The organism is Paracoccus sp. JM45 (assembly GCF_003590715.1).
GTDB lineage: Bacteria > Pseudomonadota > Alphaproteobacteria > Rhodobacterales > Rhodobacteraceae > Paracoccus.
In genome coordinates, this window is record NZ_QQVY01000008.1 from 90,742 (window position 1) to 116,749 (window position 26,008).

Consider the following 26,008-nt stretch of genomic DNA (forward strand, 5'->3'; position numbering starts at 1 on the left):
CCTTTCTAATCGTCGAACAGATGCGGCGTTTCCGCCAGCGTACTGGCCTTATCTGCCGGAAGTTTCAGGAAGGCCGCAAGGGCTGCCGCATTTTCTTCCTGTGATGCCGTTTCGGAAATCAATGACAGATAGGTAAAGCCCGCTTCTTTCAGGCGGTCAGCCTCATGTTCCAGATCGCTGCGCACGACGGGCAGCAAGCTGTCGATCTGGCCGCTTGGGGCGTCATCTGCCACCAGACCGACACGTCCCATATGGCCACGAACGTAATCATCGCTGAACTTGCTGTCGACGAACAGGACGCGGACCTCGGACCGGTCGCTGTGGAAATCACGGACCAGATTAAGCGCCGAAGGATCGACGCAAAACGCCAACCGGTTCGCATCCAGCTGGTCGAACATCAGTTTGACCAAGGCCCGACGGTGGCGTTCCCGCTTGCCAAGGGATGATTCGACGCCACCCATTTCCGGCAGATTGGCCTCTTCTTCGTTGAAGACATAATCCACCGCGGGAATATCCGTATGATAGCGGATCGCAGCGGTCAGGCGTTTGGCAATATGCCATTTCTTGGCAACAATAATGTGGGCAACCCGATCATTTCCCAGACTGCCGTCCGTTTCCCAGAATCGCGGGGCGAAACGGCGACCGATTCGCCCCCGACCAGTCAGAAAACTGAACAGACGCCGCCCTTCGGCAGCAATAGGAAAATTCTGGCCGATTGTCTGCCACAGCGCGCCCAGCCTTGCACGCAGCTCGACAGCCTCGGTGCTGATCTTGCGGGCGAACAAATAATCCTGCCGCAACAGCAGATCGTAATGATCGTTATAAAAGGTCACCGGCATTCCGTAATCGGTGAAAATCAGGAATGTCAGCGTCCGCGTGCGTATCTGGGTCTTGGGCACGACATGGGCAACCAGTGTCTGGAAAAAGGTTTCATCGGGAATCCACGTCGTGCTGAAAAACCTGACAATTTCCGGACGTTCGCGGATCAGATCAAGGATCGCCTCGATGGTTTCGCGACGCAGGCACCACCATTGCGATCCGATCATGATCTGCAGATCCTTGGGAATCTGACGGGTGATTTTATAGCGTTTCTGGATGTTATAGCTGGTATAGAACAGCCATTTCTGGGTCCGCTCATTGAACCAATGCCTATAAATCAGGCGTTCTTCCTTGAAGCCGGTCTTGATCCAGTCGCTTGCCAGAAAATCAAAGCTTTCGATGTAATCGCAGTCTTCGTTGTCCAGAAACGCCCGTGCATATTCCCCTGATTTCACAGGCATGCAATCGCCGGATAGCATATAGAAATGCGTGGCTTGCGGAAATGCGGCCTCGGCTGCCCGCACAGCCTCCAACGTGGCGGCCACAAGGGACCAGGCACCCCAGCCACACTTCAACCGTCGTTGCGCAAACGTCACCCCGGGATGGTCAGCCAGCGCGTCATGGACCTGTTGGAACATGGCTGCAGGTGCACGCTTGTCGAAATGGATGGAAACAAAATCCCCGGTTGCTGTCAGACGCCGCGCTTGGTCAATTACGCCCTGAGGATCCTTATGGGTCAGCAAAATGAAGGCTATTCGTGCCATATTACGAAAACTTCCCCCGGACTGATTACATTTGAATAGACGTAAGGCGTTGAAAATCTCTGTCAGTTTTGCTTTGAGTGTGTAACCATTTTTAACGTTGGGACAAGCAGCACGGTCAGACCCTGATTTTACGTCGGGCCATAAGCTAGCAATTCGGAGTAGTGCGCATATGGGTTTTCCCGGCGTCTGGATGACGGAAAGTGAAAGCATGATCTATAGGGTCGTGCCTAAATGTGCCTGTTCGACCATCGGACAGATTATGTTTTATTCTGACCAAGGCCGTTTTTTCGATGGAGATATCCACGATTCGACCGAGGGGATGCATAAATGGGCCCAGGACTACAGCCATGAGCCGATCGAACGGGCTGTACGCGCACATGAGGCGCTAAGCTTTACCTGCGTCCGAAACCCCTATGCACGGCTTTTGTCGTCGTTTTTCGACAAGATCGCAGGCATCCAGCGTAATGGCCGCCGGTATCGTGGCAATCTGGTCCCGCAACTGGTCCAGCGTTACGGCATTGACGTCGGTACGCCGGAAAACGGCTTCGAATTTGACCAGATCGCCAGTTTCCGCCGCTTTTTGCTGTTTGCACGCGACACCATCCGCTTTCGCAAACCGATGGAGCCGGACATCCACTGGTCGGCCATGTCGGGCCATATCTCGACCTTCATCGTGAACGGTGGTCGCTATGACCAGATTTTCCACACCGAAGCCTTCAACGACGGGATGCAGAAGGTGCTGGATCAGGCCGATACCAAGGTCGAGATCGACCTGAACACGGTTCCGCGCTTTAACGAATCGGAAGGTCACGGGCCCAAGCGTGCCCATAAGGTCAGCGAATATTTCGATGATCTGTCGCGGCATCTGATTTGGGAAATCTACAAAGATGATTTCCAGCTTTTCAAATACGACTTTGATAATCCGGATAATAAATTCGCGACCGCCGAAATCGATATGGACGAGGTCCACGCCAAATTGGGTCGCTAGAATAAAAGAAAATGAAATTCAAAAGGGCGCCGAATTGGCGCCCTTTTGAATATGTAGATATTTATTATTCCAGATGGCTTTCCAGAAACCACAGATCTTTATCTGCCGTACGTGATGCGGCGGTAAAGATATCTGCCGTATTTGCCTCACCTGCTTCATCGGTCGTATCGATGGCTGCGCGCAATTTCGCGCCATGTTCGCGGAAACGTTCGCAAAGTTCGCGAATGTGATCATTGGCTTTGGTCACATCGGTCGGATAGGGCGTCAGGGTTGTTTCCTTGGCCACAATCTCGGCGGTTCCGACAGCAACGCCGTCCAGAATCTGCACGCGTTCGGCAAAGGTATCCAGATGCTCGTTCAGGCGATCATAGGCGCCGTCCAGAAATTCATGAACAGCGATAAAATTGATGCCCTTCATGTTCCAATGCGCCTGTTTGATCGACATGGCCAAAGCCAGACCATCGGCCAGACGGCCATTCAGTTCGGAAATTGCGGTTTTGCGGGCGTTATCGGTTAGCCCTTTCAGGTCAACAGCCATGATGTGCTCCTTTATCGTCATTCGGCCTCTCAACACGAATGCCACGACGCAGGTTCCACAAATGAAAAAACGGCGCCTCCCGTTCGGGGAAGCGCCGTCTTATTTGTTACCCTGAAGCGGGCAACCAAAAGCGTGGAATCAGACCGCGCCTTTGATAAAGCTCACAGCATCGCCAACCGTCTGGATGGTTTCTGCGGCGTCATCGGGAATCTCGATCCCGAACTCTTCCTCGAAAGCCATGACCAGCTCGACGGTGTCGAGGCTGTCAGCGCCCAGATCGTCGATGAACGAAGCAGCTTCAACCACTTTGTCCTCGTCGACACCCAGGTGCTCGACTACGATCTTCTTCACGCGATCAGCGATATCGCTCATGTTATATCCTCATACTCGCGGGCATCCGCCCATTTTTTGCACGGGCCGATGACCCGTTTCAGCACAGGGCGGTTCCCCTGCTACTAAAGCGGGGGATATAGCACCCATGAACCTTCATGCAACCGCTTTCGCATGGTTTGCAATGCAGCGATGCAAGGCGGCCAGCACCGGTCAGATCATCGCCATGCCGCCGTTCACATGCAAGGTGGTTCCGGTGACATAACCCGCCTGCGGGCTGGACAGGTAAAGAACCGCCGCCGCAATATCATCCGAAGTGCCCATAGCCCCTGCCGGAATCTGCGTCAGGATTTTGGATTTCTGGTCCTCGGTCAGCTTGTCGGTCATCGGCGTGGCGATAAAGCCGGGGGCCACGCAATTCACTGTGATTCCGCGGCTTGCAACCTCATATGCCACGGATTTCGACATGCCGACCAGACCCGCCTTGGCCGCAGCATAATTCCCCTGCCCGGGATTGCCCGTGGACCCCACGACCGAGGTAATGTTGACGATCCGCCCCCAACGCGCCTTCATCATGCCGCGCAGCACCGCGCGCGACAGCTTGAAGACGCTGGTCAGGTTCACATCCATGACCTGCGCCCATTCATCATCCGACATGCGCATGAACAGGTTATCACGCGTGATACCGGCATTATTGACCAGCACATCGATGCTGCCCATCGCTTCGGCAGCGGCCTTGGGCAAGGCGGCAACCGAATCAGGGTCGCCCAGATTTGCCAGAACAACATGCGCCCGATCACCAAGGCGGTCGGCCAGTTCGCGCAAAGGGGCCTCGCGCGTGCCCGACAGAGCGACAGTCGCACCGGCACCATGCAGCGCAGTGGCAATCGCGCCACCGATCCCGCCCGAAGCGCCGGTTACCAGCGCGGTCTTTCCTGTCAGATCGAACATATATGCCTCATCATCATTCGTGCTTAAATATCCCGGGGTCCGGGGCTGGCCCCGGTCCGCCTTATGCCTTCAGCGCCGCGATATCGGCAGTTGCACCGATATTACGGACCGCGGCATCCTTGACGATCCGCTTGATCATCCCCGACAGCGCCTTGCCTGCCCCGATTTCCCAGAATTCGGTCACGCCCGCTTCGCCCAAGACCGCCATCGACTCGCGCCAGCGCACGGTGCCGGTGACCTGTTCGACCAGCAAACGACGGATTGCACCGGGTTCGGTGACCGGTTCGGCCCGCACATTGGCAATCAGCGGAACCAGCGGCGACTGGATATCCACACCCGCCAAGGCATCCGACATGACGGCGGCTGCGGGCTGCATCAGCACCGAATGGAAAGGCGCCGACACCGGCAGCATCAACGCGCGCTTGGCACCGGCTTCTTTCATCGCGGCCGCCGCACGTTCCACAGCGTCCTTATGACCCGAGATCACAACCTGACCCGGATCATTGTCATTGGCGGACTGCACGACTTCATCGCCCCCAACATCGCGGGCAATACGGTCGACGGTTTCGAAATCAAGGCCCAGAATGGCGGCCATCGCACCAATGCCGACGGGCACAGCCTCTTGCATGGCCTGACCGCGCAGACGCAGAAGACGCGCGGTATCCGACAGCGTCAGCGCACCGGCTGCACAAAGGGCGGAATATTCGCCCAGCGAATGGCCAGCAACATAGCTGGCGTCATGGATGCTGAAGCCCTCAGCCTCCAATGCGCGGAATGCGGCAATGGACGTCGCCATCAGCGCCGGTTGCGCGTTCTGCGTCAGGGTCAGCGTTTCGGCGTCCCCTTCCCAGATCAGGGCGGACAGCTTTTCACCAAGCGCCTCGTCCACCTCATCGAAAACGGCGCGTGCGGCAGGATAGGCCTCGGCCAGTTCACGCCCCATGCCGACGGTCTGCGCCCCTTGCCCCGGGAACACGAATGCCCGCATTTTGGCCTCCTGATTGAATGATCGTTGCGCAAGGCAATAGCCTGCCCGCCCCGTTCCCGCAACCAAGCCCGACATATGCCCATGAAAAAGGGCCCCCGAAGGGACCCGTTTCCGATCGAAAAAAGGTGGCGATCAGCCGACCAGTTCAAGACCCGAGAAGAAGTAGGCGATTTCTTCGGCAGCCGTTTCCGGTGCGTCCGAACCGTGGACCGAGTTTTCGCCCATGGACAGTGCGAATTCTTTACGGATGGTGCCCTCATCGGCGTTTGCCGGATTGGTTGCGCCCATGACTTCGCGGTTTTTGGCAATGGCGTTTTCGCCTTCCAGAACCTGAACGACGACCGGCTCGGAGGCCATGAAATCAACCAGTTCGCCATAGAAGGGGCGGTCTTTGTGCACTTCGTAGAATTTGCCGGCTTGCGCGGTCGACAGGTGCAGGCGCTTTTGTGCGACGATGCGCAGGCCGGCATCTTCGAATTTGGCGTTGATCTTGCCGGTCAGGTTGCGGCGGGTGGCGTCGGGCTTGATGATCGAAAGGGTGCGTTCGGTGGCCATTTGGGTCATACCTTGTCTGATCGGCGGGCCAGGCCCGCCGTGAACTGAAATCCGCGTCCGATTAACAGGATTGGATGGATCGGGCAAGCCAAGCCATTGCTTTGCACGATCATACGGAACCGCAACGGCCAGCCGTGGTTGGATCGCAAAGCCCCCAGAACACAGGCCCCCCATGACCCGACCCATCACCCCGGAACCCCGCCGCCTGACGGTCGGCACGCTGGTTGCCGCTTTCGCAGTCGCATTGCTGATTGCTGCTGCATGGTTCTGGTCACAGATCCTGATGCTGGTCTTCGGGGCGGTGCTGATCGCCATCGCCTTGCGGGCGGGGGCGCAGGCCTTACACAACCATCTGGGGCTGAACATCAAGCTGGGGGTGCTGGTCGTGGTTCTGGCCGTCATCGCGGTGATCACCGGCGGCGTCCTTCTGGCGGGGCAACCTGTGGCCGACCAGTTCAGCCAGCTGGTGTCGGGTCTGCCTGAATCATGGGACCGCATCAGCAGTTGGGCGTCCGATAATACCATCGCCTCGGCCATTCAGGACCAGATGCCGTCTTCCGACCAGATGGAGGAGAGCGCCTCGAAGCTGGCCAGCAGTCTGCCCGACATCATGGGGACGCTGACCGGCGTTCTGGATACGGTGCTGGGCGGGCTTTCATCAATCTTGCTGATGGTGGTGGTGGCGATCTTTGTGGCGATGGATACGTCCGTCTACCGTCAGGGTGCGCTGCGCCTTGTTCCGCCCCGCCACCGCCCCCGTGCGGGCCAGATCGGGGATGAATTGGGCACCCAACTGGGTCGCTGGATGGCCGGACAGGCGCTGGATATGGCGATTGTCGCAGTGCTGGCAGGTGTCGGACTGTGGCTGCTGGGCGTGCCGCTGGCGTTGCTGCTGGCGTTGATTGCGGGACTGACCAATATCGTCCCGATCATCGGGCCGGTGTTTTCAGGTGGCATTGCCGCGCTGTTTTCCCTGTCCCAAGGTTTGGATACCGCGATCTATGTGGCCTTGCTGTTCACCGCCATCCAGATGTTCGAAGGCAATGTCCTGATGCCCGTCATCCAAAGCTATGCGGTGCAATTGCCACCCGCCCTGACCATCGTGGCCATTATGGCCTTCGGCAGCCTGTTCGGTTTTGCAGGGGTAATTCTGGCCGCACCTTTGCTGATTGTCGTCATGCTTCTGGTCCATCGCATCTATGTCGAGGACGTCTTGGGCGACGCAGACCGCAACTGATGCCAGAGGATCCGGCATTTTGACGGAAATTCTTCTATCACCATACGGCATTTCGTGATTTCGACACATGGGCGGGTTATACTGGCCGCAGGTTCCAGCAAAGGTCATGTCATGCAGCCCATTTGCAAAGGTCTCTATCGTGCGCGGCTTGCCGAAACGGCCGGTGATCTGCGCGCCGCCCAACGGCTGCGCTGGACCTGTTTTATGGCGCGTGACGGCCTGCCCGATGACGGTGTCAGCCTTGATCAGGACGCGCTGGACGATGAATGTAGCCATATGATGATCGAGGATCTTGCATCGGGTCAGGTCATCTGCTGTTTCCGTTTCCTGCCCCTGACGGACGGGTCGCAGATCGCGCGCAGCTATTCCGCACAATTCTATGATCTGGCCGCCCTGGGCAGTTTTGACGGCCCGATGATGGAAATGGGGCGTTTCTGCATCCATCCCGACATCCATGATCCCAATATCGTCCGTCTTGCATGGGCTGCACTGACCCGTTTTGTCGATCAGACCGGCGTCGAGATGCTGTTCGGCTGTTCCAGCTTTACCGGCTGCGAACCCGAACCCCACGCCGAGGCTTTTGCCATGCTGAAAGAACGCCATCTGGCCCCGCGCCGCTGGTGGCCTGCGGTCAAGGCCCCCAAGGTCTTCCGCTTTGCCCGCGCCTTACGGTTGCGCAAGCCCGACCCGCGTCAGGCCATGGCCGCCATGCCGCCGCTGCTACGCAGCTATCTGGCGATGGGGGGCTGGGTCAGTGACCATGCCGTTGTCGATCCGGTCCTGCGGACCATGCATGTCTTCACAGGGGTCGAAATCCGCGCCATTCCCCCTGCCCGCAAACGCCTGCTGCATGCGATGCTGGATCATCCGGCCTAGACCTGCCTTAAATACAGGCAAATATAAGTTCTGATGGCGAAACTCGGTGCCTTTGCCTGTCCGGCAAGCATAAATGGATGCACAGACGGTTGACCTTACCCCACCCCCCGCGCCCTTTTGCCCATATGTTCGACACAGCCACAGCCGGAGCCAAAATGCAGCGCAGCCATGGGGCGGCGCATGTGGTCATGGGTCCGCGTGGGCTGATCGACCTGTCGCAGGCCGGATCGGCCAAGGCGCAACTGCCCCGAATGACCAAGGGCTTGCCGGAAATCGTGTTCCTGAACACCTCGGGCGGATTGGCATCAGGTGACCGCCTGCGCTTTGCGGTCGATCTGCGGGATGGCACGCGGGCCTTGGCGACGACGCAGACCGCCGAACGCGCCTATCGCGCCAAGGATGCCCCCGCCCGCGCGCAGGTTGCGCTGACCGTTGGCAAGGGCAGCTGGCTGGACTGGCTGCCGCAGGAAACCATCCTCTATGACAACGCCAGACTGGAACGCGACACGCAGGTCGATCTGACCGGCGATGCGGGCTGTATGCTGCTGGAGATTCTGGTGCTGGGCCGTCTGGCCATGGGCGAAACCATCAGCCACCTGCATCTGCGTGACCGCCGCGTGGTGCGCCGCGATGGCCGCGTGATCCACCATGACGCGCTGGCGCTGGATGATGCCGCCCTGCCCCGCCTGAACGACCCCGCCATGCTGAACGGCGCGCGGGTCATGGCCAGCATGGCAATCATCGCCCCCGATGCCGCCGATCTGCTGCCGCGCGCACGGGCCGTGCTGGACGAACCGGGCGTGACCGCCGCCGCCAGCGCCCTGCCGGGGCGGCTGTGCCTGCGCATCCTGTCCCATGACAACTGGCCGCTGCGGCGGCAGGTGAACCGACTGTTGGGCGCGCTGCGTCCTGATCCCCTTCCCCGTATCTGGCAGGTCTGACATGAACCTTTCCCCCCGCGAACGTGAAAAGCTGCTGATTTCTGTGGCTGCGATGGTGGCACGTGGCCGCCTGCAGCGCGGCGTCAAACTGAATCATCCCGAAGCCATCGCCCTGATCACCGATTTCGTGGTCGAGGGCGCGCGCGACGGTCGCAGCGTCGCTGACCTGATGCAGGCAGGGGCCCATGTGATCACCGCCGACCAATGCATGTCCGGCATTCCCGACATGATCGAATCGGTTCAGGTCGAGGCGACCTTTCCCGATGGCACCAAACTTGTCACCGTCCACCACCCGATCCGGAGTCTGTAAATGCGCGCCCTTATCACCCTTGCCGTTCTTGCCCCCTCCGCTGCATTCGCCCATCAGGGCGATCACAGCCATTCATCCCCCACGCATCTGCTGACCCAGCCCGACCACCTGATTATGCTGGGGCTGGTGGCGACGGCGGGTGTGGCGCTGTGGGTCTGGTATCGGGGGCGTTCATGATTCCCGGTGAAATCCTGCCTGCCGATGGCGACATCACCCTGAACAAGGGTCGCCCGACCATTGATCTGATGGTGGCCAATACCGGCGACCGGCCCATTCAGGTCGGCAGCCATTACCACTTTGCCGAAACCAATCCGGCGTTGAACTTTGACCGTCCCGCCGCACGCGGGATGCGGCTGGCGATTGCGGCAGGCACGGCTGTGCGGTTCGAACCGGGCCAGTCGCGGCAAATCGCGCTGGTTGCCTATGCCGGTGACCGCATCGTTCAGGGCTTTCGCAAGGACATTATGGGGGCGCTGACATGACCACGCTTTCACGCGCTGATTACGCGGCGCTTTACGGCCCCACCACGGGCGACCGCATCCGTCTGGCCGATACCGAGCTGTTGATTCAGGTTGAAAACGACCTGACCATCGCCGGCGAAGAGGTGAAATTCGGCGGCGGCAAGGTTGTCCGCGACGGCATGGGCCAGTCACAGGTCACGCGCGCGGATGGCGCGATGGACACGGTCATCACCGGCGTCGTCGTCTTTGACCACCAAGGCATCACCAAGGCCGATGTCGGTCTGCGCGACGGGCGCATCGCAGGCATCGGCAAGGCCGGCAACCCCGACACCCAGCCGGGCGTGACGCTAATCATCGGGCCGGGCACGGAAATCATCGCGGGCGAGGGACGAATCCTGACGCCGGGCGGTTTTGATTGCCACATCCACTATATCTGCCCGCAACAGGTCGAACACGCGCTGCATTCCGGCTTCACCACGCTGCTGGGTGGCGGCACGGGTCCGGCGCATGGCACGCTGGCCACCACCTGCACCCCCGGCCCGTGGCACATCGCCCGTATGCTGGAGGCTTGCGCCGAACTGCCCGTCAATATCGGCATCGCAGGCAAAGGCAACGCCAGCCAGCCCGCCCCGCTGGAGGAACAGGTCCGCGCGGGTGCCTGCGCCCTGAAGCTGCACGAGGACTGGGGCACCACCCCTGCCGCCATCGACACCTGCCTGACCGTCGCCGACAAGATGGACGTGCAGGTGATGATCCACACCGACACGCTGAACGAATCCGGCTTTGTCGAGGATACGATGGCGGCGATCAACGGCCGCACCATCCACGCCTATCACACCGAAGGCGCGGGCGGCGGGCATGCCCCCGACATCATCCGCATGGTCGGCATGGGCAACGTGCTACCGTCCTCGACCAACCCGACGCGGCCCTATACCGGCAACACGATCGAGGAACACCTCGACATGCTGATGGTCTGCCACCATCTGGACCGGCGTGTTCCTGAAGACGTCGCCTTTGCCGAATCCCGTATCCGCCGCGAAACCATCGCGGCCGAGGATATCCTGCACGATCTGGGCGCGTTTTCGGTGATTTCATCCGACAGTCAGGCGATGGGCCGGATTGGAGAGGTGATCATCCGCACATGGCAGACCGCCGACAAGATGCGACGCCAGCGTGGCCGTCTTGATGGCGAACAGGGCGAAAACGACAACCTGCGCGCCCGCCGTTATATCGCCAAATACACCATCAACCCTGCCGTGGCCCATGGCGTCAGCGCCCATATCGGGTCGATCACCGCGGGCAAGCGCGCCGATCTGGTCCTTTGGTCGCCCGCCTTCTTTGGCGTAAAGCCGGAAATGGTGCTGGTCGGTGGCCAGATCAGCGTGGCGCAAATGGGCGATCCGAACGGGTCCATTCCCGTCCAGCCGGTCTTCAGCCGTCCGATGTGGGGCCATACCGGTCGCGCCTCGGCGATGTTCATCAGTCAGGCGGGTCTGGATGCGGGGGCGGCGGGCAATCTGTCCAAGACCTTGATTCCCGTGGAACACACCCGCGATATCGGCAAATCCGACATGGTGCTGAACAACGCCATGCCCGAGATCGAGGTCGACCCCGAAACCTATGAGGTTCGCGCAGATGGGGTGCTGCTGACCTGTGAACCCGCCAGCGAACTGCCGATGGCGCAGCGCTATTTCCTGTTCTGAGGACCTGACATGACGATCCATTCCCATTCGGTGATCCGCGCGGCGGACGGCCCCTTCGACGGGCAGGTCAGTCTGGATTACGACGCCCGCCTGCTGCGCCGCAAACGCCTGACCTCGGATGCCGGTGACTTCCTGCTGGACCTGCCCGAGGTGACCAGCGTGAACGACGGCGATGCCTTCGCCCTGTCCGATGGCCGCCGCATCGCGGTGGTCGCTGCCCCCGAACCGGTGATCCTTGTTCGTGGCCCTCTGCCGCGTCTGGCATGGCACATCGGCAACCGCCACACGCCCTGCCAGATCAAGGATGACCATTTGGTCATACGTCAGGACCACGTGTTGCAGGCCATGCTGGAACAGCTGGGCGCGGATCTGACCCTGACGACCGCCCCCTTCACCCCCGAAGGCGGCGCCTATGGACACGGTCGCACCTTCGGCCACGATCACGGGCCGGACACGCACAGCCATGACCACGGGCACGACCACCACCATCATGACCACGCCTGAAACCGCCCGCCTGCAACTGGCGCAATTCCTGTCGCCCGCCTTTCCGGTGGGCGGCTTTGCCTGGTCACAGGGGCTGGAATTCGCGATGGATCAGGGCGCGGTCACACGCGCGACCCTGCCGCAATGGCTGGCCGATTGGCTGGACCACGGCGCAGGCTGGACCGATGCTGTGCTGGTCGCGCTGGCGCTGGCGCCTGATGCCGATCACGACACGCTGGACGATCTGGCCCGCGCCGCCTGCCTGACCGCCGAACGGCTGTCGGAAACAGTCGAACAGGGCGCCGCCTTTGCCGCCAATGTCGCCGTGCTGACGGGGAACGGCCAACCGCCCGTCGCCCTGCCCGTCGCCTTTGGCCGCGCCTGCACCAATATGCCCCTGCCCGCGCCCGAGATCATCGCCGCCTATCTGCTGGCGCAGGTTCAGGCGCAGATCAGTGCCGCCGTGCGCTTTATGCCGCTGGGGCCGGTGCAGGGGCAGACAATGCTGGCCGCCATGCACTCCGCTATCCTGACCCGTGCAAGCGCAGCTGCCACCGCCACCCCCGATGATCTGGCCAGCGCCACTTGGGGGGCGGATATCGCCCAGATGCGCCACGAAACCATGACCACAAGGATCTTTCGATCATGAGCCTGAACGGACCCCTTCGCGTTGGCATCGGCGGCCCCGTCGGTGCGGGCAAAACCACGCTGACAGAACAACTGGCGCGCGCACTGGCCCCGCGCCTGTCGATGGCGGTCGTCACCAACGACATCTATACCCGCGAAGACGCCGAGGCCCTGATGCGCGCGCAGGTTCTGCCGATGGAACGTATTCGCGGCGTCGAGACCGGCGGCTGTCCCCATACCGCCATCCGCGAAGACGCCAGCATCAACCTTGCCGCCATCGCCGATCTGAATGCTGCCTTTCCCGATCTGGATCTGGTGCTGATCGAATCGGGCGGAGACAATCTGGCAGCGACCTTCAGCCCCGAACTGGCAGATCTGACCATCTATGTCATCGACACTGCCGCAGGTCAGGACATTCCGCGCAAGCGGGGGCCGGGGCTGGCGCGGTCCGACCTGTTGGTGGTGAACAAGACCGATCTTGCCCCCTATGTCGGGGTCGATCCCGTATTGCTGGAAAACGATGCCCGTGCTGCACGGGGAACGCGTCCGGTGGTCATGGCCCAATTGCGTCAGGGCGGCGGCGTGCAGGCCGTGGTCGATTTTCTGGTGGAACAGGGCGGGCTGACCCTGCGCGACACCGAAGCCGCCTAATAATTACACAAACCGGCCCTCTGATGCCCGCTTTTGCATCAAGGGGCGTAACTGCCTGCCTTCTACTGCCCTCTTCCTATCCAGATGCCCGTTTTTCACGTCTTTTTGAAACCGCGAGGGGCGACCCTCAAAAAGACAACGGGGAGATCGGCCAAAGAGCCGACGGAAAAGGGTAACAATGACCAATTTTACCAAAGCACTGCTGCTGACCAGCGCATTGACCGCCGCCGGTGGCGCATGGGCGCAAGAAGGCGAACCCATCAAAATCGGCGTGCTGCATTCGCTGTCCGGCACGATGGCAATTTCGGAAACCACGCTGAAGGACACGGTCCTGATGATGGTCGAACAGCAGAACGCCAAGGGCGGCGTCCTTGGTCGCCCGCTAGAGGCTGTGGTCGTCGACCCCGCATCCGACTGGCCGCTGTTCGCCGAAAAGGCGCGCGAGCTGCTGACCGTCAGCGACGTGGACGCGATCTTCGGCTGCTGGACATCGGTCAGCCGCAAATCCGTCCTGCCCGTGATCGAGGAACTGAACGGCCTTCTGTTCTATCCAGTGCAATACGAGGGCGAGGAATCCTCGAAGAACGTCATCTATACCGGCGCCGCGCCGAACCAACAGGCCATTCCGGCGGTCGATTACATGACCGAGGAACTGGGCGTTGAAAAATGGGCGTTGCTGGGGACGGATTACGTCTATCCGCGCACGACGAACAATATTCTGGACGCCTATCTGAAATCGAACGGCGTCGCCGAGGATGATATCTTCGTCAACTACACCCCCTTCGGCCACAGTGACTGGTCCAAGATCGTCGCCGATGTCGTGGCGCTTGGCGCCGATGGCAAGAAGGTCGGCGTCGTGTCCACGATCAACGGCGATGCGAACGTCGGCTTCTATAAGGAACTGGCAGCTGCGGGCGTTTCGGCGGACGACATCCCCGTCATGGCCTTTTCCGTGGGCGAGGAAGAGCTGTCGGGTCTGGATACCGCCAACCTTGTCGGCCACATGGCGGCCTGGAATTATTTCGAGACCGCCGAAAGTGACCAGAACGACGAATTCATCACCGCATGGCATGAATTCACCGGCGACGACAAGCGCGTGACCAACGACCCGATGGAGGCCACGATGATCGGCTTCAACGCATGGGTCGCGGCCGTGGAAGCCGCAGGCACCACCGATGTCGATCCGGTTCTGGATGCCATCGTCGGCGTCGAGGTTCCCAACCTGACCGGCGGCACCGCGCAGGTTCTGCCCAACCACCACCTGACCAAGCCGGTTCTGATCGGTGAAATCCGCGAAGACGGCCAGTTCGACATCGTCAGCCAGACCGAGCCTGTCGCCGGTGACGCATGGACCGATTATCTTCCCGAATCCGCCGTTCTGGATGCCGATTGGGCAGATAAGGATTGCGGCATGATCAACACCGATACCGACACCTGCGTCCAGCAGCAGTCGAATTACTGATCCTGCGGTCGGGCGGCATCCGTCGCCCGACCTTTCTTTTCAGAAGGCCATTTTCATGCACCGGATCCGCCTGATCGCCACCCTTGTCGTGGCGCTGCTGATGCCCCTTGCCGTCATGGCGCAATCGCTGGACGCGGTTGTGGCCGACAGCATCGACCAGATCGAAAAACCGTCGCGCCGGACAGTCGGCCCGCTGGTTGACCGGATCGCGGCCACCGGTCCGCAGGGTCTGGCGCTGTTGCAGGCATGGGCGGATCGTCAGCTGGTGCTGACGGAAACCGGTGATCTGCTGATTATCGACGGCGATGCCGCAACCGACGCCCTGACCGGTGATACCCTTGCCGCACCGGACGACCGCCCCCTGCGTCCCAACTCCGGTGTGCGCGGCCTGATCGAAAGCGCGCTGGTCGCCAGCCAATTGAAGGACCCCGACCCTGCGCGTCGCGCCATGGCGCTGGATACGCTGGCGCGGTCCGGCAATGCCGATCAGCTGGCCCCCTTGCGTGCGGCGCTGGATGACCCCGATCCGGCACTGGCTGCACGCAAGGCACGGCTGGAAAAGCTGATGACCATCCAGCACGGCACCGATCCCGCCGCCCGCATCGCCGCGATCGAGGCGATGGCAGGCGATATCAGCCTTGATTTTCGCGCCGTGCTGAACCCGCTGCTGGCCACGCGGCTGGTGGCCGATACCGACATGCCGCAAGGCAATGTCGCGCGCGAACTGAGCGTCGGTGACGACCTGCCCCGCGCCGATGCCCTGGCTGCGCTGGTGGATATGGGCGCGCTGCAGCCCTTCATGACCCCGGACGAACAGCGGACCGCGCTGGCCGCCAACATCGTCGATGGCCGCGTCGCAGACACCCCCGTGGCCGATCTGGGCGATTCCGACATCCGCGACACCACCTATGACGCGCTGGAGGCATCGGGCGCCGTCCCCCCCGCCGCCACCGAATCCGAAGCGCGTGAGGCGCTGGCCGCCCACCGCTTCTTCCAGCTTTACGCCGAACCCGACCGCGACGTGACCGACGCCGCCCGCGCCGCTCAGGTCAGCGCCGAGGTCCGCCTTGTCGCCATGAAGGGCGTCGATCTGGGGCTGGATGCGCTGTCGCTGGCATCCATCTATTTCCTTGCGGCCATCGGTCTGGCGGTCACCTTTGGCGTCATGCGGGTCATCAATATGGCGCATGGCGAATTCATCATGCTGGGTGCCTATACCGCCTATACCGTCCAGACGCTGATCGCTGATCGCACGCTGTCGCTGATCGTGGCGCTGCCGCTGGCCTTTGCGGTGACCTTTGCCGCGGGGGTAATCCTTTACCGCTTGGTCATCCGCCATCTGGCCCATCGCCCGTTGGAGACCCTTCTGGCGACCTTCGGTGTCTCCATCGCGCTGCAACAACTGGCCAAGAACATCTTCGGGACGCAGGCGCGTCCGCTGACCGCGCCTGCGTGGCTGGAGGGGTCGATCACCATCAACGACGTCATTTCCATCAGCTCGATCCGCGTGGCGATCTTTGTGCTGGCCCTGCTGTTTCTGGGGCTGTTCCTGTTCATCATGAAACGCACAAGGCTGGGGTTAGAGGTTCGCGCCGTCACCCAGAACCCCGGCATGGCGGCATCCATGGGCATCAACCCCGACCGCATTGCCATGATGACATTCGGCCTCGGGTCCGGCATCGCGGGCATCGCGGGCGTCGCCATCGGTCTGTTCGCGCAGGTCACATCGGAACTGGGCCAAGGCTATATCGTTCAAAGCTTCATGACGGTGGTTGTCGGCGGTGTCGGCAACATCTGGGGCACGCTGGCCGGTGCCGCGCTGATCGGCGGGCTGTCCAAGGTCATCGAATCGCTGAACCCTGCCAACACGCTGGCGGCGCAGACCTTCATGATCCTCTTCATCATCATCTTCATCCAGTTCCGGCCCCGTGGGATCATCCCGCAAAAGGGCCGCGCGGCGGAGGCATAGGCCATGACGCGAACCCCCTTCATCCTGCGCAACAAATCGGTCCTGCCGGTTCTGGCTGTGCTGGCGGTCTTTACGCTGGCGGTCACCTTCCTCAGCCACGCCTATGGCAACGGGGCGATCCCGACATCAATGGTCAAGGTTCTGGGCAAGACGCTGTGTCTGGCGCTGGCCGCCGTCGCCATGGATCTGGTCTGGGGCTATCTGGGCATACTGTCACTGGGCCAGATGGCGTTCTTTGCCCTTGGCGGTTACATGATCGGCCAATGGCTGATGTATGCCCGCACGGAAGACATCGTCGCCGCATCGCTGGCGCAAAACCCCATCCCCCCCACCCCGCTGGAGCTGCAACAGGCCACCGCCAACCAGATTTTCGGCGTTGTCGGGTCGGCTGATCTGCCGACCACATGGGCGTTTGCGCATTCCCTGCCGCTGCAACTGATGCTGGTCGTCGCCGTACCCGGTTTGTTGGCGCTGGTCTTTGGCTGGCTGGCCTTCCGTAGCCGCGTGAACGGCGTCTATCTGTCGATCCTGACGCAGGCGATGACGCTGGCACTGGCGCTGTGGCTGTTCCAGAACGACAGCGGCTTTCGCGGCAACAACGGGCTGTCGGGGCTGCAGAACCTGCCGGGACTGGAAGGGGTCGGTCAGGCCAAAGTCTCGGTCTGGTTCCTCTGGGCGTCGGCTGTCGCACTGGGGCTGTGCTATGTGCTGGCCGCCTGGATCGTCAGCGGCAAGTTCGGCAGCGTGATCCGCGCGATCCGCGACGATGAAACCCGTGTGCGCTTCCTTGGCTATCCGGTCGAGGGGTTCAAGCTGGTTGTCTTCACCCTTGCCGCCATGATCACCGCCATCGCGGGCGCGCTCTATTATCCGCAGGCGGGCATCATCAATCCGGCGGAGATGATGCCCATCGCATCCATCTATCTGGCGGTCTGGGTGGCGATCGGCGGTCGGGGTCGGCTCTATGGTGCGATCATCGGCGCGGTTGTCGTGTCGCTGCTGTCCAGCTGGTTCACCGGCGGGCGCGCACCCGACATCGCCCTGCCCGGCTATGTCATCAAATGGGTGGACTGGTGGCAGGTGGCACTGGGCCTGTCTTTCGTGCTGGTCACCCTGTTCGCCCCCAAGGGCATCGCAGGCATCTTCGACCTGATGCCCCGCAGAAAGGACAAGGCATGAGCGCGCTTCTGGAAGTCAGCGGAGTTTCGGTCAGCTTTGACGGGTTCCGCGCCATCAACAACCTGTCCTTCAACATCGGCGAACGCGAATTGCGCGCGGTGATCGGCCCGAACGGGGCGGGCAAGACGACCTTCATGGATATCGTCACCGGCAAGACCCGTCCCGACAAGGGTCAGGTGTTATGGGGCGAAACGTCGAAATCGCTGTTGAAGATGACTGAATCGCAGATCGCCCGCACCGGAGTGGGCCGCAAATTCCAGCGCCCTACTGTCTTCGAGGATCAGACGGTCGAGGATAATCTGGTCATGGCGCTGAAGGCCAACCGCAACCCCTTTGCGGTGCTGGCATGGCGCCCCGCCCCCGTCACCGGCGCCCGCGTCATCGAACTGGCCGCCGAGGTCGGCCTGTCCGACCACATCCACCGTCAGGCGGGTCAATTAAGCCACGGCCAGAAGCAGTGGCTGGAAATCGGCATGCTGCTGGCGCAGGAACCGCGCCTGCTGCTGGTCGATGAACCCGCTGCCGGCATGACGCTGGCCGAACGCGAACTGACCACGGCGCTGCTGGTGCGGTTGGCACAGACCCGCGCGGTCGTCGTCGTCGAACATGACATGGATTTCGTGCGCCGCCTGAACTGCAAGGTGACCGTCCTGCATCAAGGCTCGGTTCTGGCCGAAGGGTCACTGGACCACGTGACCCGCAATCCCGACGTAATCGAAGTCTATCTGGGGCGATGACATGCTAAACGCAACGAAGCTGACCCTGCATTACGGTGGCAGCCAGATCCTGCACGGGATCGACCTGCAGGCGCGCCTTGGAACCGTCACCTGCGTGATGGGCAATAACGGGGTGGGCAAGACATCCCTGATGAACCTGCTGGCCGGACGCCATCCGCGTTCGGGAGGGGAGATTACGGTTGATGGCAAACCCCTTGGCCGCATCAACGCCCAGCAGATGGCGCGGCTGGGTGTCGGTTATGTTCCACAGGGCCGCGCTATCTTTCCGATGCTGACCGTGCAGGAAAACATGGAGACCGGCTTTGCCTGCCTGCCCCGCGCCGAACGCCGCATCCCGCAGGAGATTTTCGACAGCTTCCCGGTTCTGGCCGAAATGTCGCATCGTCGCGGCGGTGACCTGTCGGGCGGGCAGCAGCAACAGCTGGCCATCGCCCGCGCCCTGATCACCAAGCCGCGCATCCTGCTGCTGGACGAACCGACCGAGGGCATCCAGCCCAATATCATCGCTCAGATCGGCCGCGTCATCGCTGCCCTGCGTGACAGGGGCGATATGGCCATCGTGCTGGTCGAACAGTTCTTCGACTTCGCTTGGGATCTGGGCGACGATTTTCTGGTGATGGAGCGTGGCCGCGCCGTCATGCAGGGCCCGAAAGCCGATCTGCGGCGCGAGGATCTGCATGCGCGGCTGGCAGGCCACGCCGCAGCCTAACGCTTGCGTTCCCAGCGGCCCGATTCCTCGGACCAATATTGCGCCTCGATGCCCGCGCCGGTCAGTTCGCGCCACTGATCGCGGGCGCGGGCCGTCGCGGTATCATCGCCGCCGTCGAAGATGATGCAGGCGCGGTCAAGGCGGGTCATTTCATCGGGCGTGACCGCCACACCGTCCAGCGCCATCAGGCAGGCCGGATCATTGCCCGCCTGTTGACCGGCCACCGTCAGCAGCACCGGCTGGCGCGCGTCATGCGGACCGCCCGCCATGCCATGCGGCAAGAAGCCGTCGCTTTGCCACAGATGGTGGTCCAGACGTTCAAGACGTTGCGCATCACCTGCACGCAATTCGACACGCCAGCCCGCCCCCATCGCCTTGCCCAGCAGCGCGGGCAGCAAATGTTCGGCGGGCGAGCGTGTCAGATGGTAAAACAGCGCGTTGCCCATCGGATCACGCTGCCTTCCGCGACCGGCAGATGCCGGACGCGGTGATGATGTGGTTCGGGATCACTTTGCTTCGAACTGGTCGCGGACCAGACGGTCCAGCGTCATCACGCCCCAACCTGTCGCACCCTTGGGTGCCAGATCGGTGGCCGAGGGCGGCAGCGCCACACCCGCGATATCCAGATGCGCCCAAGGCTGGCCCGGCTTGATGAAGCGTTGCAGGAACTGCGCCGCCGTGATCGACCCTGCTGCGCGTCCGCCGGTGTTCTTTATATCGGCCAGACGCGATTTGATCAGATCGTCATAGGGCTTGCCCAGCGGCAGACGCCATGCGCCCTCGCCCTCGGCCTTCGCGGCTGTAAGGATTTGGTCGGCGAAGGTGTCGTCGTTGCAGAAGACGCCCGCATTGTCATGGCCCAGCGCGATGATGACCGCACCCGTCAGCGTTGCCAGATCGACAATGGCGCTGGGTTCGAACCGTTCCTGTGCGTACCATAGCACGTCGGCCAGAACCAAGCGGCCCTCGGCGTCGGTATTGATCACCTCGATCGTGTCGCCCTTCATGGATTTCACGATATCACCGGGGCGCTGGGCCTTACCGTCGGGCATGTTTTCGACCAGTCCGACCAAACCGACGACGTTCGCCTTGGCCCGACGCAGTGCCAGCGTCCGCATGACACCGGCGACGACGCCCGCGCCGCCCATATCCATAGTCATGTCTTCCATGCCCGCAGCGGGCTTGATGGAAATACCGCCGGTGTCGAACACCACGCCCTTACCGACCAATGCCAACGGCGCTTCATCGCCACCGCCATTCCAGCGCATGACGACAACCTTGGAAGGTGCCTCGCTGCCCTGACCAACGGCCAGCAGCGCGCGCATGCCCAAGGCTTCCAATTCGTCTTCTTCCAGAACCTCGACTTCCAGACCGATTTCTTCCATCGCCTGCAGGCGGTCGGCAAAATCGCTGGTGGTCAGGATGTTGGCGGGTTCGTTGACCAGATCGCGGGTAAAGAAGACACCCTCGGCCAAGGCGGCGGCGTCGGATGCAACCTTTGCCAGTTCCTCGGGCTTTTTGACAAGGAAGGTGACATGCGGGCGGGTGCCGTCGCCGTCCTGCTGATCGGTATGATAGACAGAAAAGTCATAGCTGCGCAGTGCAAGACCCAAGGCCACATCATTGGCCTGCGCATGACCGCCCGCCATGACCAGCGTATGCGACTTGCCCAGACGCGCACCGATGGCGGCACCGGCAATCCGCGCTTCGGATTGGGTCGAACCATGCGGCAACATCACCAGCATCAGCGATTCTGCGGCCATGCCAGCCGGAAAGGCCAGTTCCAGAACCTGACCGGGCTTCAACGCCTGACCGGCTTTTGAATCCAGCGCACGGGTTGCGGCCTGACGTGTCGGGCGGGGCAGACCGCCGGGCAGACGGTCGGTTGCCGTCAGGATCAGGGCAACGCGGCCTTCGTGTTCTGCAAGCTTTTCGGGGGCGGTGTCGGTAAAGCTGATTTCAACTGGTTGGGTCATCAAAACATCCTTCACGTCTTGTTGCCTCTGAACCTAGACGCGCGCCCGCCTCTTTTCCAGAGCCGCCCTTACCGCTAAGCAGGAATGAACGTCACGCGCGAAAAGGCCACCCATGCCCCGGATCGACAAATATGTCCTTGGTCTGATGCTGACATTGTTCGGCTTCTTTGCACTGGTGCTGGTGTCTGTCTATTGGATCAACCGCGCGGTCAGCCTGTTCGATGACCTGTTGAACGATGGACAAACCGCCCTTGTGGTGCTGGAATTTACGGCACTGACCCTGCCCTTGGTGATTTCGGTGGTCCTTCCGGTCGCGGCCTTTGCGGCCACGGCTTACGGCACCAACCGCCTGTCGGGCGAATCCGAACTGGTCGCCATGCAAGCGGCGGGCCTGTCGCCATGGCGGCTGGCGCGGCCTGTGCTGGTTTTCGGCCTGACCGTGGGGTTGATGGTCGCGGTGCTGGTGCACGGGCTGGTGCCAATGGCGCGCACCCGACTGGCGGACCGTTCGGCGGAAATTGCCCAGAACGTGACCGCGCAATTCCTGCGACCCGGTTCGTTCCAATATCCCGCCGACGGGATCACGCTGTTTATCCGCGATGTTGCCTCGGACGGTCGCCTGCTGGATCTGTTCATCGAGGATGCGCGCAATCCCGACAGTCAGGTCATCTATACCGCACAAGAGGCTTTGGTCGTGCGCACAGACACCGGCCCCGTGCTGGTCCTGCTGGACGGCATGGCCCAGAACCTGCGGGTGCGTGGCACCGGTCCCGAACTGTCGGTCACGCGGTTTACGGAATTCAGCTATGATGTCGGGGCGATGTTTGCCGGATCGGGCAGCAAGGGGCGTGATCTGCGTGATTACGGCACGCCGCGCCTGCTGAACCCCGACGAGGACCTGCTGTCCGCCACCAATGCCACCCCCGCCGCCGCAAGGCGAGAGGCGCATGAACGCATTGCCCAGCCCCTTTTGTCCCCGATTGCGGCTATGCTGGGCTTTGCGACACTGCTGATCGGCGGGTTTTCCCGTTTTGGCGTCTGGAAACAGGTCGGTTGGGCCATTCTGGGGCTGATCATGATCCAGTTTCTGTCGAATGCCGTCGCCAATCAGGTGGGCAAGAATGCCGATCTTTGGCCGCTGCTGTATCTGCCTGCGGTGGTCGGTACGCTGCTGTGCACCGGACTTTTATGGCTGGCTGCGCGACCACGCGGGCCCAAAGGGGGTGCGGCATGATTCTGGCATTTTATGTCGCAAGGCGCTTTCTGCGCAGCTTCCTGATGGTCGCAGGGGTTTTCCTGCTGATCCTGTTCCTGATTGACATGATCGAGATGATTCGCCGCTTTTCCGACCGCGATATCGGCGTGACCGGTGCGGCCCGTCTGGCGGCGCTGAACATCGCCGACAGTTTCTATTCCATCCTGCCGCTGATCACGGTGCTGTCTGCCATCGCCATGTTCCTGAATCTTGCGCGCAGTTCGGAAATGGTGGCGATCCGCGCCTCGGGGCGGTCGGCATTGCGGGTGATTGGTGCGCCGGTCGTGGCGGCCCTGATGCTGGGGGCGCTGGCCGTCGGCTTGATCAACCCGCTGGTGGCGGCCACGGGGCAATCCTATGACGAGGCCGTGGCCCAGATCGACCGGCAGGGCCAGCAGACTGTCAGCGTCGGTGATAGCGCGGTCTGGTTGCGTCAGGCCATGCAGACGGACGGAGAGGACAGCGGACAGATTGTCATCCGCGCCCGCCGCGCCAGCCCCGATGCCATCACCCTTTACGGTGCCAGCTTTCTGGTCTTTGGCGAAGACAGCGGCCCCATCCGCCGGATCGAGGCCCGAGAGGCGCATCTGGGCACAGGCGAATGGGAACTGACCGATGTCAGCGATTTTCCGCTGGACCAGCCCAACCCGCAAGCCGCAGTGACCCGCAGCGATACCATGCGGCTGGCGTCCGACCTGACCGCGCAAGGCATCCGCGACGGCTTTGGACGCCCCGAATCCGTGCCGGTCTGGCAGTTGCCCGCCTTTATTGCCGGACTGGAACGCGCGGGCTTTTCCGCTGCCCGTCACAGCGTCTGGTTCCAGATGGAACTGGCCCGCCCCTTCCTGATGGCCGCTATGGTCATCATTGCCGCCGCCTTCACCATGCAGCATGTGCGTGGCAGAAATACCGGCGGCGCGGTCCTGATGGCCTTCGCCGCGGGGATAGGACTGTTCTTTTTACGCAATCTGGCGCAAATTCTTGGTGACAACGGCCAGATAACACCGTCCATGGCCGCATGGACACCACCCCTGGTTGGCGCGCTGCTGGCCTTGGCGCTGATACTGAAACGGGAGGACGGATGACCCCGCGCATTCACGGACTAAGCCGGGCCGCCGCCCTGTCATTGCTGGGGGCCACCGCATTGGTCAGCCCTTCGGTTGCAGAAACATTGTTCGAAACCTCGGGCACCGGAACGGGCATGCCCGATATGTCGGACATGCTGGACCTGCCATCAGTCCCGCTGACGGCCACCAGCGGGATTTCGGCACTGGCCCCTTCGGCAGATGCGCTGACCAGCGATCCTGTCGGCGACGGGACGCCATCATCCGATGTTCCCACAGTGGCGGACGCCGAAACCACGGTCACCATCGCAGGGGGCAACCAGAACCGCAGCGATGCAGCCGCAACCGTTCTGGCCGACAATGTGCTGGTCAAGGATGACCGGACGCTGATCGCCGCGGGTGGCGTTGTGGTCTGGTATCAGGGCACGCGGCTGGTCGCATCGCGCATCACTGTTGACGGAACATCCGGCGATCTGACCATCGAGGGTCCGATCCACCTGTCGCAACCGGGCAGCACGGCGGATGACTCGACCATTCTGATCGCCGATTCGGCGCAACTGGACCGCGAATTACAGGATGGCATCATCAACGGTGCGCGTCTTGTGCTGAACCGCGAATTGCAGATGGCCGCCACGACACTGGAACGGCGCGATGATGGTCGCATCAGCGAATTGACCAATGTTGTTGCCTCGTCCTGTCAGGTTTGTGCGTCAAACCCGACGCCTTTGTGGGAAATCAGGGCCCGCAAGATCACCCATGACGCCGAGGCGCAGGAGATTACGTTCGACCACCCCCAGCTGCGCGCCTTCGGTGTGCCGATCGCAGCGGCCCCCTTTACGCTGACCGCGCCCGATCCGACGGTCAAAAGGCGGTCGGGCTTTTTGTCGCCGGAATTCCGCACCACCTCCAGCTTGGGGTTCGGGGTGAAAATCCCCTATTTCAAGACCTTGGGCGACAGTGCCGATCTGACCGTCACGCCCTATCTGGCGGTGAATGAAACCACGACACTGGAATTGCGCTATCGTCAGGCCTTTACCAACGGGGCTGTCGAATGGAATGGCGCGATCACCCGTGATGACATCGAATCCGATGAAACGCGCGGCTATTTCTTCGGCGCGGGGCAGTTCGATCTGCCGCGCGGTTATAAGCTGGGTGTGCAGATACAGGCCGCCACGGACCGCGCCTATCTGCTGGATTATGACATCACCGATGCCGACAGATTATGGAGCGGCGTTTCACTGGAACGCGTCACCCGCGACAAGCTGTTCTGGGCAAGGGTCGGCAATTACCAATCCTATCGCGATGACGAGGATGACGCGACATCCCCGTCACAGGTGGCCGATGTCTTGTGGCGTCGCCGCCTGACGCCTTCCGTAATCGGCGGCGAGGCGACGCTGGAATGGTCCGCCCATGCCCATCGCCGGTCCTCTGACGAGGATATCGTCGGACGCGATGTGGCCCGCGCCTCGATCGGGGTGGATTGGCGGCGCAGCGCGATCCTGCCCGGCGGGGTGATGGCCGCAGCCATTGCGGGGCTTGATGCCGATATCTACCGGATCGCGCAAGACAGCGAATATGATGACGTGGTGACACGGGTCGACCCGCAGATCGGCACGGAATTCCGCTGGCCCCTGTCGACAACCCGCAATGGTGCCACCCATATTGTCGAACCGATCCTGCAGCTGATCTATTCCCCGAACCATCGTGGCGATGATGTCCCCAATGAGGACAGCCCCCTGATCGAACTGGATGAAGGCAATCTGTTCAGCGACGATCTGTTTTCGGGCTATGACGCACGCGAAACCGGTTTTCGCGCCAATCTGGGGACGACATGGACACGGATCGACCCCTCGGGCTGGTCGCTTGGGGTGACCGGAGGCCGAATTTTCCGTGCGCGGAACCAGACCCTGTTCGACGATGATTCGCTGGTGGGGGGATCGCGGTCGGACTGGCTGCTTTCGGTCAATTACGACAGCGGGAAAAATCTGGCGATCGCCAACAGGATGTTGTTCAACGACAGTTATAAGGTCTCTCGCGAAGAATTGCGCATGGGATGGTTGCGTGACGACCTGCAGGTGTCGGGTGGCTATCTTTGGATCGACAGCGAAAGCGACGAAAGCCGCGATGAGGATGTCAGCGAATTAAGCGCCACAATCGGCTGGCAGATCAAGGATGGCTGGTGGGGAACGGCTGAAACCCGCTATGATTTCATCGCCGACAGCGCCCAGAAGGCCAGTCTGGAAGTCGCCTATACCAATGAATGCATTACCGTCGAAACCGAATTGTCACGCCGCTTTACCAGCTCTGATACGGTGAATGCGGAGACAAGTTTGGGTGTGTCGGTGACCCTAGCAGGCTTTGGGCAAACACAAGACAGTTCAGGCACGGTGGCGCGGCGCAGCTGCATGCGCTAATCTGCACGACAAGAACCAAGA

The 26,008-nt window shown here is 61.6% G+C and carries 27 protein-coding genes; 19 read left to right on the forward strand and 8 right to left on the reverse strand.

The window, feature by feature from the left end; translation table 11 throughout:
* Positions 1 to 5 precede the first annotated feature (5 nt).
* The gene (locus DWB67_RS11870; RefSeq protein ID WP_119807754.1) at positions 6 to 1,583 is read right to left on the reverse strand and encodes a DUF5928 domain-containing protein; all 1,578 of its coding nucleotides are present in this window, start codon (positions 1,581 to 1,583) and stop codon (positions 6 to 8) included.
* Positions 1,584 to 1,752: 169 nt separating this feature from the next.
* Here DWB67_RS11870 and DWB67_RS11875 point away from each other — a divergent pair, with 169 nt between their 5' ends.
* Positions 1,753 to 2,571 (forward strand): sulfotransferase family protein, encoded by an 819-nt coding sequence (locus DWB67_RS11875; RefSeq protein ID WP_119807755.1) that lies wholly within the window; start codon positions 1,753 to 1,755, stop codon positions 2,569 to 2,571.
* A gap of 64 nt (positions 2,572 to 2,635) precedes the next feature.
* Here DWB67_RS11875 and dps read toward each other — a convergent pair whose 3' ends face one another.
* From dps to ndk, 5 genes are all read right to left on the reverse strand, one after another.
* The gene (gene dps / locus DWB67_RS11880; protein WP_119807756.1) at positions 2,636 to 3,109 is read right to left on the reverse strand and encodes a DNA starvation/stationary phase protection protein Dps; all 474 of its coding nucleotides are present in this window, start codon (positions 3,107 to 3,109) and stop codon (positions 2,636 to 2,638) included.
* Positions 3,110 to 3,247: 138 nt separating this feature from the next.
* Positions 3,248 to 3,481: an acyl carrier protein gene (locus DWB67_RS11885; protein WP_089342680.1), complete on the reverse strand. Its 234-nt coding sequence runs from the start codon at positions 3,479 to 3,481 to the stop codon at positions 3,248 to 3,250.
* Positions 3,482 to 3,652: 171 nt separating this feature from the next.
* Entirely contained in the window at positions 3,653 to 4,390 is a 738-nt protein-coding gene (gene fabG, locus DWB67_RS11890) for a 3-oxoacyl-ACP reductase FabG (protein ID WP_119807757.1), read from the reverse strand.
* Positions 4,391 to 4,451: 61 nt separating this feature from the next.
* Positions 4,452 to 5,378: an ACP S-malonyltransferase gene (gene fabD / locus DWB67_RS11895; protein ID WP_119807758.1), complete on the reverse strand. Its 927-nt coding sequence runs from the start codon at positions 5,376 to 5,378 to the stop codon at positions 4,452 to 4,454.
* A 132-nt stretch (positions 5,379 to 5,510) separates the two neighbouring features.
* Entirely contained in the window at positions 5,511 to 5,933 is a 423-nt protein-coding gene (gene ndk / locus DWB67_RS11900; protein WP_119807759.1) for a nucleoside-diphosphate kinase, read from the reverse strand.
* A gap of 172 nt (positions 5,934 to 6,105) precedes the next feature.
* On the opposite strand from ndk, the gene DWB67_RS11905 reads away from it, so the two are divergent.
* The 15 genes from DWB67_RS11905 to urtE all read left to right on the forward strand — a co-directional run bounded on the left by DWB67_RS11905 (position 6,106) and on the right by urtE (position 19,278).
* Positions 6,106 to 7,170 carry an AI-2E family transporter gene (locus DWB67_RS11905; protein WP_119807760.1) on the forward strand — a complete coding sequence of 355 codons (1,065 nt, stop codon included), beginning with the start codon at positions 6,106 to 6,108 and terminating at the stop codon, positions 7,168 to 7,170.
* A 111-nt stretch (positions 7,171 to 7,281) separates the two neighbouring features.
* Positions 7,282 to 8,046, forward strand: coding sequence for a GNAT family N-acetyltransferase (locus DWB67_RS11910; RefSeq protein ID WP_119807761.1), 765 nt, complete (start codon positions 7,282 to 7,284; stop codon positions 8,044 to 8,046).
* A gap of 125 nt (positions 8,047 to 8,171) precedes the next feature.
* Complete coding sequence (locus DWB67_RS11915) at positions 8,172 to 8,987, forward strand: urease accessory protein UreD (RefSeq protein WP_119807804.1); 816 nt, start codon at positions 8,172 to 8,174, stop codon at positions 8,985 to 8,987.
* Position 8,988: 1 nt separating this feature from the next.
* Positions 8,989 to 9,297, forward strand: coding sequence for an urease subunit gamma (locus tag DWB67_RS11920; RefSeq protein WP_119807762.1), 309 nt, complete (start codon positions 8,989 to 8,991; stop codon positions 9,295 to 9,297).
* Positions 9,298 to 9,474 (forward strand): hypothetical protein, encoded by a 177-nt coding sequence (locus DWB67_RS18050; RefSeq protein WP_182911569.1) that lies wholly within the window; start codon positions 9,298 to 9,300, stop codon positions 9,472 to 9,474.
* Entirely contained in the window at positions 9,471 to 9,779 is a 309-nt protein-coding gene (locus tag DWB67_RS11925) for an urease subunit beta (RefSeq protein ID WP_119807763.1), read from the forward strand. Before DWB67_RS18050 ends, DWB67_RS11925 begins: the two co-directional genes overlap by 4 nt.
* The gene (gene ureC / locus DWB67_RS11930) at positions 9,776 to 11,461 is read left to right on the forward strand and encodes an urease subunit alpha (protein ID WP_119807764.1); all 1,686 of its coding nucleotides are present in this window, start codon (positions 9,776 to 9,778) and stop codon (positions 11,459 to 11,461) included. Before DWB67_RS11925 ends, ureC begins: the two co-directional genes overlap by 4 nt.
* Positions 11,462 to 11,470: 9 nt before the next feature.
* Entirely contained in the window at positions 11,471 to 11,965 is a 495-nt protein-coding gene (locus tag DWB67_RS11935; RefSeq protein WP_119807765.1) for an urease accessory protein UreE, read from the forward strand.
* Positions 11,874 to 12,593 (forward strand): urease accessory protein UreF, encoded by a 720-nt coding sequence (locus DWB67_RS11940; RefSeq protein WP_255418662.1) that lies wholly within the window; start codon positions 11,874 to 11,876, stop codon positions 12,591 to 12,593. Before DWB67_RS11935 ends, DWB67_RS11940 begins: the two co-directional genes overlap by 92 nt.
* Positions 12,590 to 13,222, forward strand: a complete 633-nt coding sequence (ureG, locus tag DWB67_RS11945; RefSeq protein ID WP_119807766.1) for an urease accessory protein UreG — start codon at positions 12,590 to 12,592, stop codon at positions 13,220 to 13,222. The genes DWB67_RS11940 and ureG overlap by 4 nt, the downstream gene beginning before the upstream one ends.
* Before the next feature lie 178 nt (positions 13,223 to 13,400).
* Entirely contained in the window at positions 13,401 to 14,684 is a 1,284-nt protein-coding gene (gene urtA, locus DWB67_RS11950; protein ID WP_119807767.1) for an urea ABC transporter substrate-binding protein, read from the forward strand.
* A gap of 55 nt (positions 14,685 to 14,739) precedes the next feature.
* Positions 14,740 to 16,653, forward strand: coding sequence for an urea ABC transporter permease subunit UrtB (urtB, locus tag DWB67_RS11955; RefSeq protein WP_119807768.1), 1,914 nt, complete (start codon positions 14,740 to 14,742; stop codon positions 16,651 to 16,653).
* Positions 16,654 to 16,656: 3 nt separating this feature from the next.
* Positions 16,657 to 17,832 carry an urea ABC transporter permease subunit UrtC gene (urtC, locus tag DWB67_RS11960; RefSeq protein WP_119807769.1) on the forward strand — a complete coding sequence of 392 codons (1,176 nt, stop codon included), beginning with the start codon at positions 16,657 to 16,659 and terminating at the stop codon, positions 17,830 to 17,832.
* Positions 17,829 to 18,569 (forward strand): urea ABC transporter ATP-binding protein UrtD, encoded by a 741-nt coding sequence (gene urtD / locus DWB67_RS11965; protein ID WP_119807770.1) that lies wholly within the window; start codon positions 17,829 to 17,831, stop codon positions 18,567 to 18,569. Before urtC ends, urtD begins: the two co-directional genes overlap by 4 nt.
* Before the next feature lies 1 nt (position 18,570).
* Positions 18,571 to 19,278 (forward strand): urea ABC transporter ATP-binding subunit UrtE, encoded by a 708-nt coding sequence (gene urtE, locus DWB67_RS11970; protein WP_119807771.1) that lies wholly within the window; start codon positions 18,571 to 18,573, stop codon positions 19,276 to 19,278.
* Here urtE and DWB67_RS11975 read toward each other — a convergent pair.
* Both DWB67_RS11975 and DWB67_RS11980 read right to left on the reverse strand, forming a co-directional pair.
* Positions 19,275 to 19,724, reverse strand: a complete 450-nt coding sequence (locus tag DWB67_RS11975) for a DNA polymerase III subunit chi (RefSeq protein WP_119807772.1) — start codon at positions 19,722 to 19,724, stop codon at positions 19,275 to 19,277. The genes urtE and DWB67_RS11975 overlap by 4 nt on opposite strands.
* Before the next feature lie 60 nt (positions 19,725 to 19,784).
* The gene (locus tag DWB67_RS11980; protein ID WP_119807773.1) at positions 19,785 to 21,254 is read right to left on the reverse strand and encodes a leucyl aminopeptidase; all 1,470 of its coding nucleotides are present in this window, start codon (positions 21,252 to 21,254) and stop codon (positions 19,785 to 19,787) included.
* A gap of 112 nt (positions 21,255 to 21,366) precedes the next feature.
* On the opposite strand from DWB67_RS11980, the gene lptF reads away from it, so the two are divergent.
* From lptF to DWB67_RS11995, 3 genes are read left to right on the forward strand one after another with little or no spacing between them, the layout of a single operon-like run.
* On the forward strand, positions 21,367 to 22,488 hold the full coding sequence (gene lptF, locus DWB67_RS11985; protein ID WP_119807774.1) for an LPS export ABC transporter permease LptF: 1,122 nt from the start codon (positions 21,367 to 21,369) through the stop codon (positions 22,486 to 22,488).
* Positions 22,485 to 23,594: an LPS export ABC transporter permease LptG gene (lptG, locus tag DWB67_RS11990; RefSeq protein WP_119807775.1), complete on the forward strand. Its 1,110-nt coding sequence runs from the start codon at positions 22,485 to 22,487 to the stop codon at positions 23,592 to 23,594. The genes lptF and lptG overlap by 4 nt, the downstream gene beginning before the upstream one ends.
* Positions 23,591 to 25,987 carry an LPS-assembly protein LptD gene (locus DWB67_RS11995; RefSeq protein ID WP_255418663.1) on the forward strand — a complete coding sequence of 799 codons (2,397 nt, stop codon included), beginning with the start codon at positions 23,591 to 23,593 and terminating at the stop codon, positions 25,985 to 25,987. Before lptG ends, DWB67_RS11995 begins: the two co-directional genes overlap by 4 nt.
* Positions 25,988 to 26,008: the final 21 nt, after the last annotated feature.

Coding starts and splice junctions, on each gene's coding strand:
- ureG (WP_119807766.1), top strand. CDS start 12,590: ATGAGCCTGAACGGACCCCTTCGCGTTGGCATCGGCGGCCCCGTCGGT.
- urtA (WP_119807767.1), top strand. CDS start 13,401: ATGACCAATTTTACCAAAGCACTGCTGCTGACCAGCGCATTGACCGCC.
- ndk (WP_119807759.1), bottom strand. CDS start 5,933: ATGGCCACCGAACGCACCCTTTCGATCATCAAGCCCGACGCCACCCGC.
- DWB67_RS11885 (WP_089342680.1), bottom strand. CDS start 3,481: ATGAGCGATATCGCTGATCGCGTGAAGAAGATCGTAGTCGAGCACCTG.
- DWB67_RS11905 (WP_119807760.1), top strand. CDS start 6,106: ATGACCCGACCCATCACCCCGGAACCCCGCCGCCTGACGGTCGGCACG.
- DWB67_RS11940 (WP_255418662.1), top strand. CDS start 11,874: ATGGACACGGTCGCACCTTCGGCCACGATCACGGGCCGGACACGCACA.
- dps (WP_119807756.1), bottom strand. CDS start 3,109: ATGGCTGTTGACCTGAAAGGGCTAACCGATAACGCCCGCAAAACCGCA.
- urtD (WP_119807770.1), top strand. CDS start 17,829: ATGAGCGCGCTTCTGGAAGTCAGCGGAGTTTCGGTCAGCTTTGACGGG.
- DWB67_RS11980 (WP_119807773.1), bottom strand. CDS start 21,254: ATGACCCAACCAGTTGAAATCAGCTTTACCGACACCGCCCCCGAAAAG.
- fabG (WP_119807757.1), bottom strand. CDS start 4,390: ATGTTCGATCTGACAGGAAAGACCGCGCTGGTAACCGGCGCTTCGGGC.
- urtC (WP_119807769.1), top strand. CDS start 16,657: ATGACGCGAACCCCCTTCATCCTGCGCAACAAATCGGTCCTGCCGGTT.
- DWB67_RS11910 (WP_119807761.1), top strand. CDS start 7,282: ATGCAGCCCATTTGCAAAGGTCTCTATCGTGCGCGGCTTGCCGAAACG.
- lptF (WP_119807774.1), top strand. CDS start 21,367: ATGCCCCGGATCGACAAATATGTCCTTGGTCTGATGCTGACATTGTTC.
- DWB67_RS11875 (WP_119807755.1), top strand. CDS start 1,753: ATGGGTTTTCCCGGCGTCTGGATGACGGAAAGTGAAAGCATGATCTAT.
- DWB67_RS18050 (WP_182911569.1), top strand. CDS start 9,298: ATGCGCGCCCTTATCACCCTTGCCGTTCTTGCCCCCTCCGCTGCATTC.
- fabD (WP_119807758.1), bottom strand. CDS start 5,378: ATGCGGGCATTCGTGTTCCCGGGGCAAGGGGCGCAGACCGTCGGCATG.
- lptG (WP_119807775.1), top strand. CDS start 22,485: ATGATTCTGGCATTTTATGTCGCAAGGCGCTTTCTGCGCAGCTTCCTG.
- DWB67_RS11920 (WP_119807762.1), top strand. CDS start 8,989: ATGAACCTTTCCCCCCGCGAACGTGAAAAGCTGCTGATTTCTGTGGCT.
- DWB67_RS11975 (WP_119807772.1), bottom strand. CDS start 19,724: ATGGGCAACGCGCTGTTTTACCATCTGACACGCTCGCCCGCCGAACAT.
- DWB67_RS11935 (WP_119807765.1), top strand. CDS start 11,471: ATGACGATCCATTCCCATTCGGTGATCCGCGCGGCGGACGGCCCCTTC.
- urtE (WP_119807771.1), top strand. CDS start 18,571: ATGCTAAACGCAACGAAGCTGACCCTGCATTACGGTGGCAGCCAGATC.
- ureC (WP_119807764.1), top strand. CDS start 9,776: ATGACCACGCTTTCACGCGCTGATTACGCGGCGCTTTACGGCCCCACC.
- DWB67_RS11870 (WP_119807754.1), bottom strand. CDS start 1,583: ATGGCACGAATAGCCTTCATTTTGCTGACCCATAAGGATCCTCAGGGC.
- DWB67_RS11925 (WP_119807763.1), top strand. CDS start 9,471: ATGATTCCCGGTGAAATCCTGCCTGCCGATGGCGACATCACCCTGAAC.
- DWB67_RS11995 (WP_255418663.1), top strand. CDS start 23,591: ATGACCCCGCGCATTCACGGACTAAGCCGGGCCGCCGCCCTGTCATTG.
- DWB67_RS11915 (WP_119807804.1), top strand. CDS start 8,172: ATGTTCGACACAGCCACAGCCGGAGCCAAAATGCAGCGCAGCCATGGG.
- urtB (WP_119807768.1), top strand. CDS start 14,740: ATGCACCGGATCCGCCTGATCGCCACCCTTGTCGTGGCGCTGCTGATG.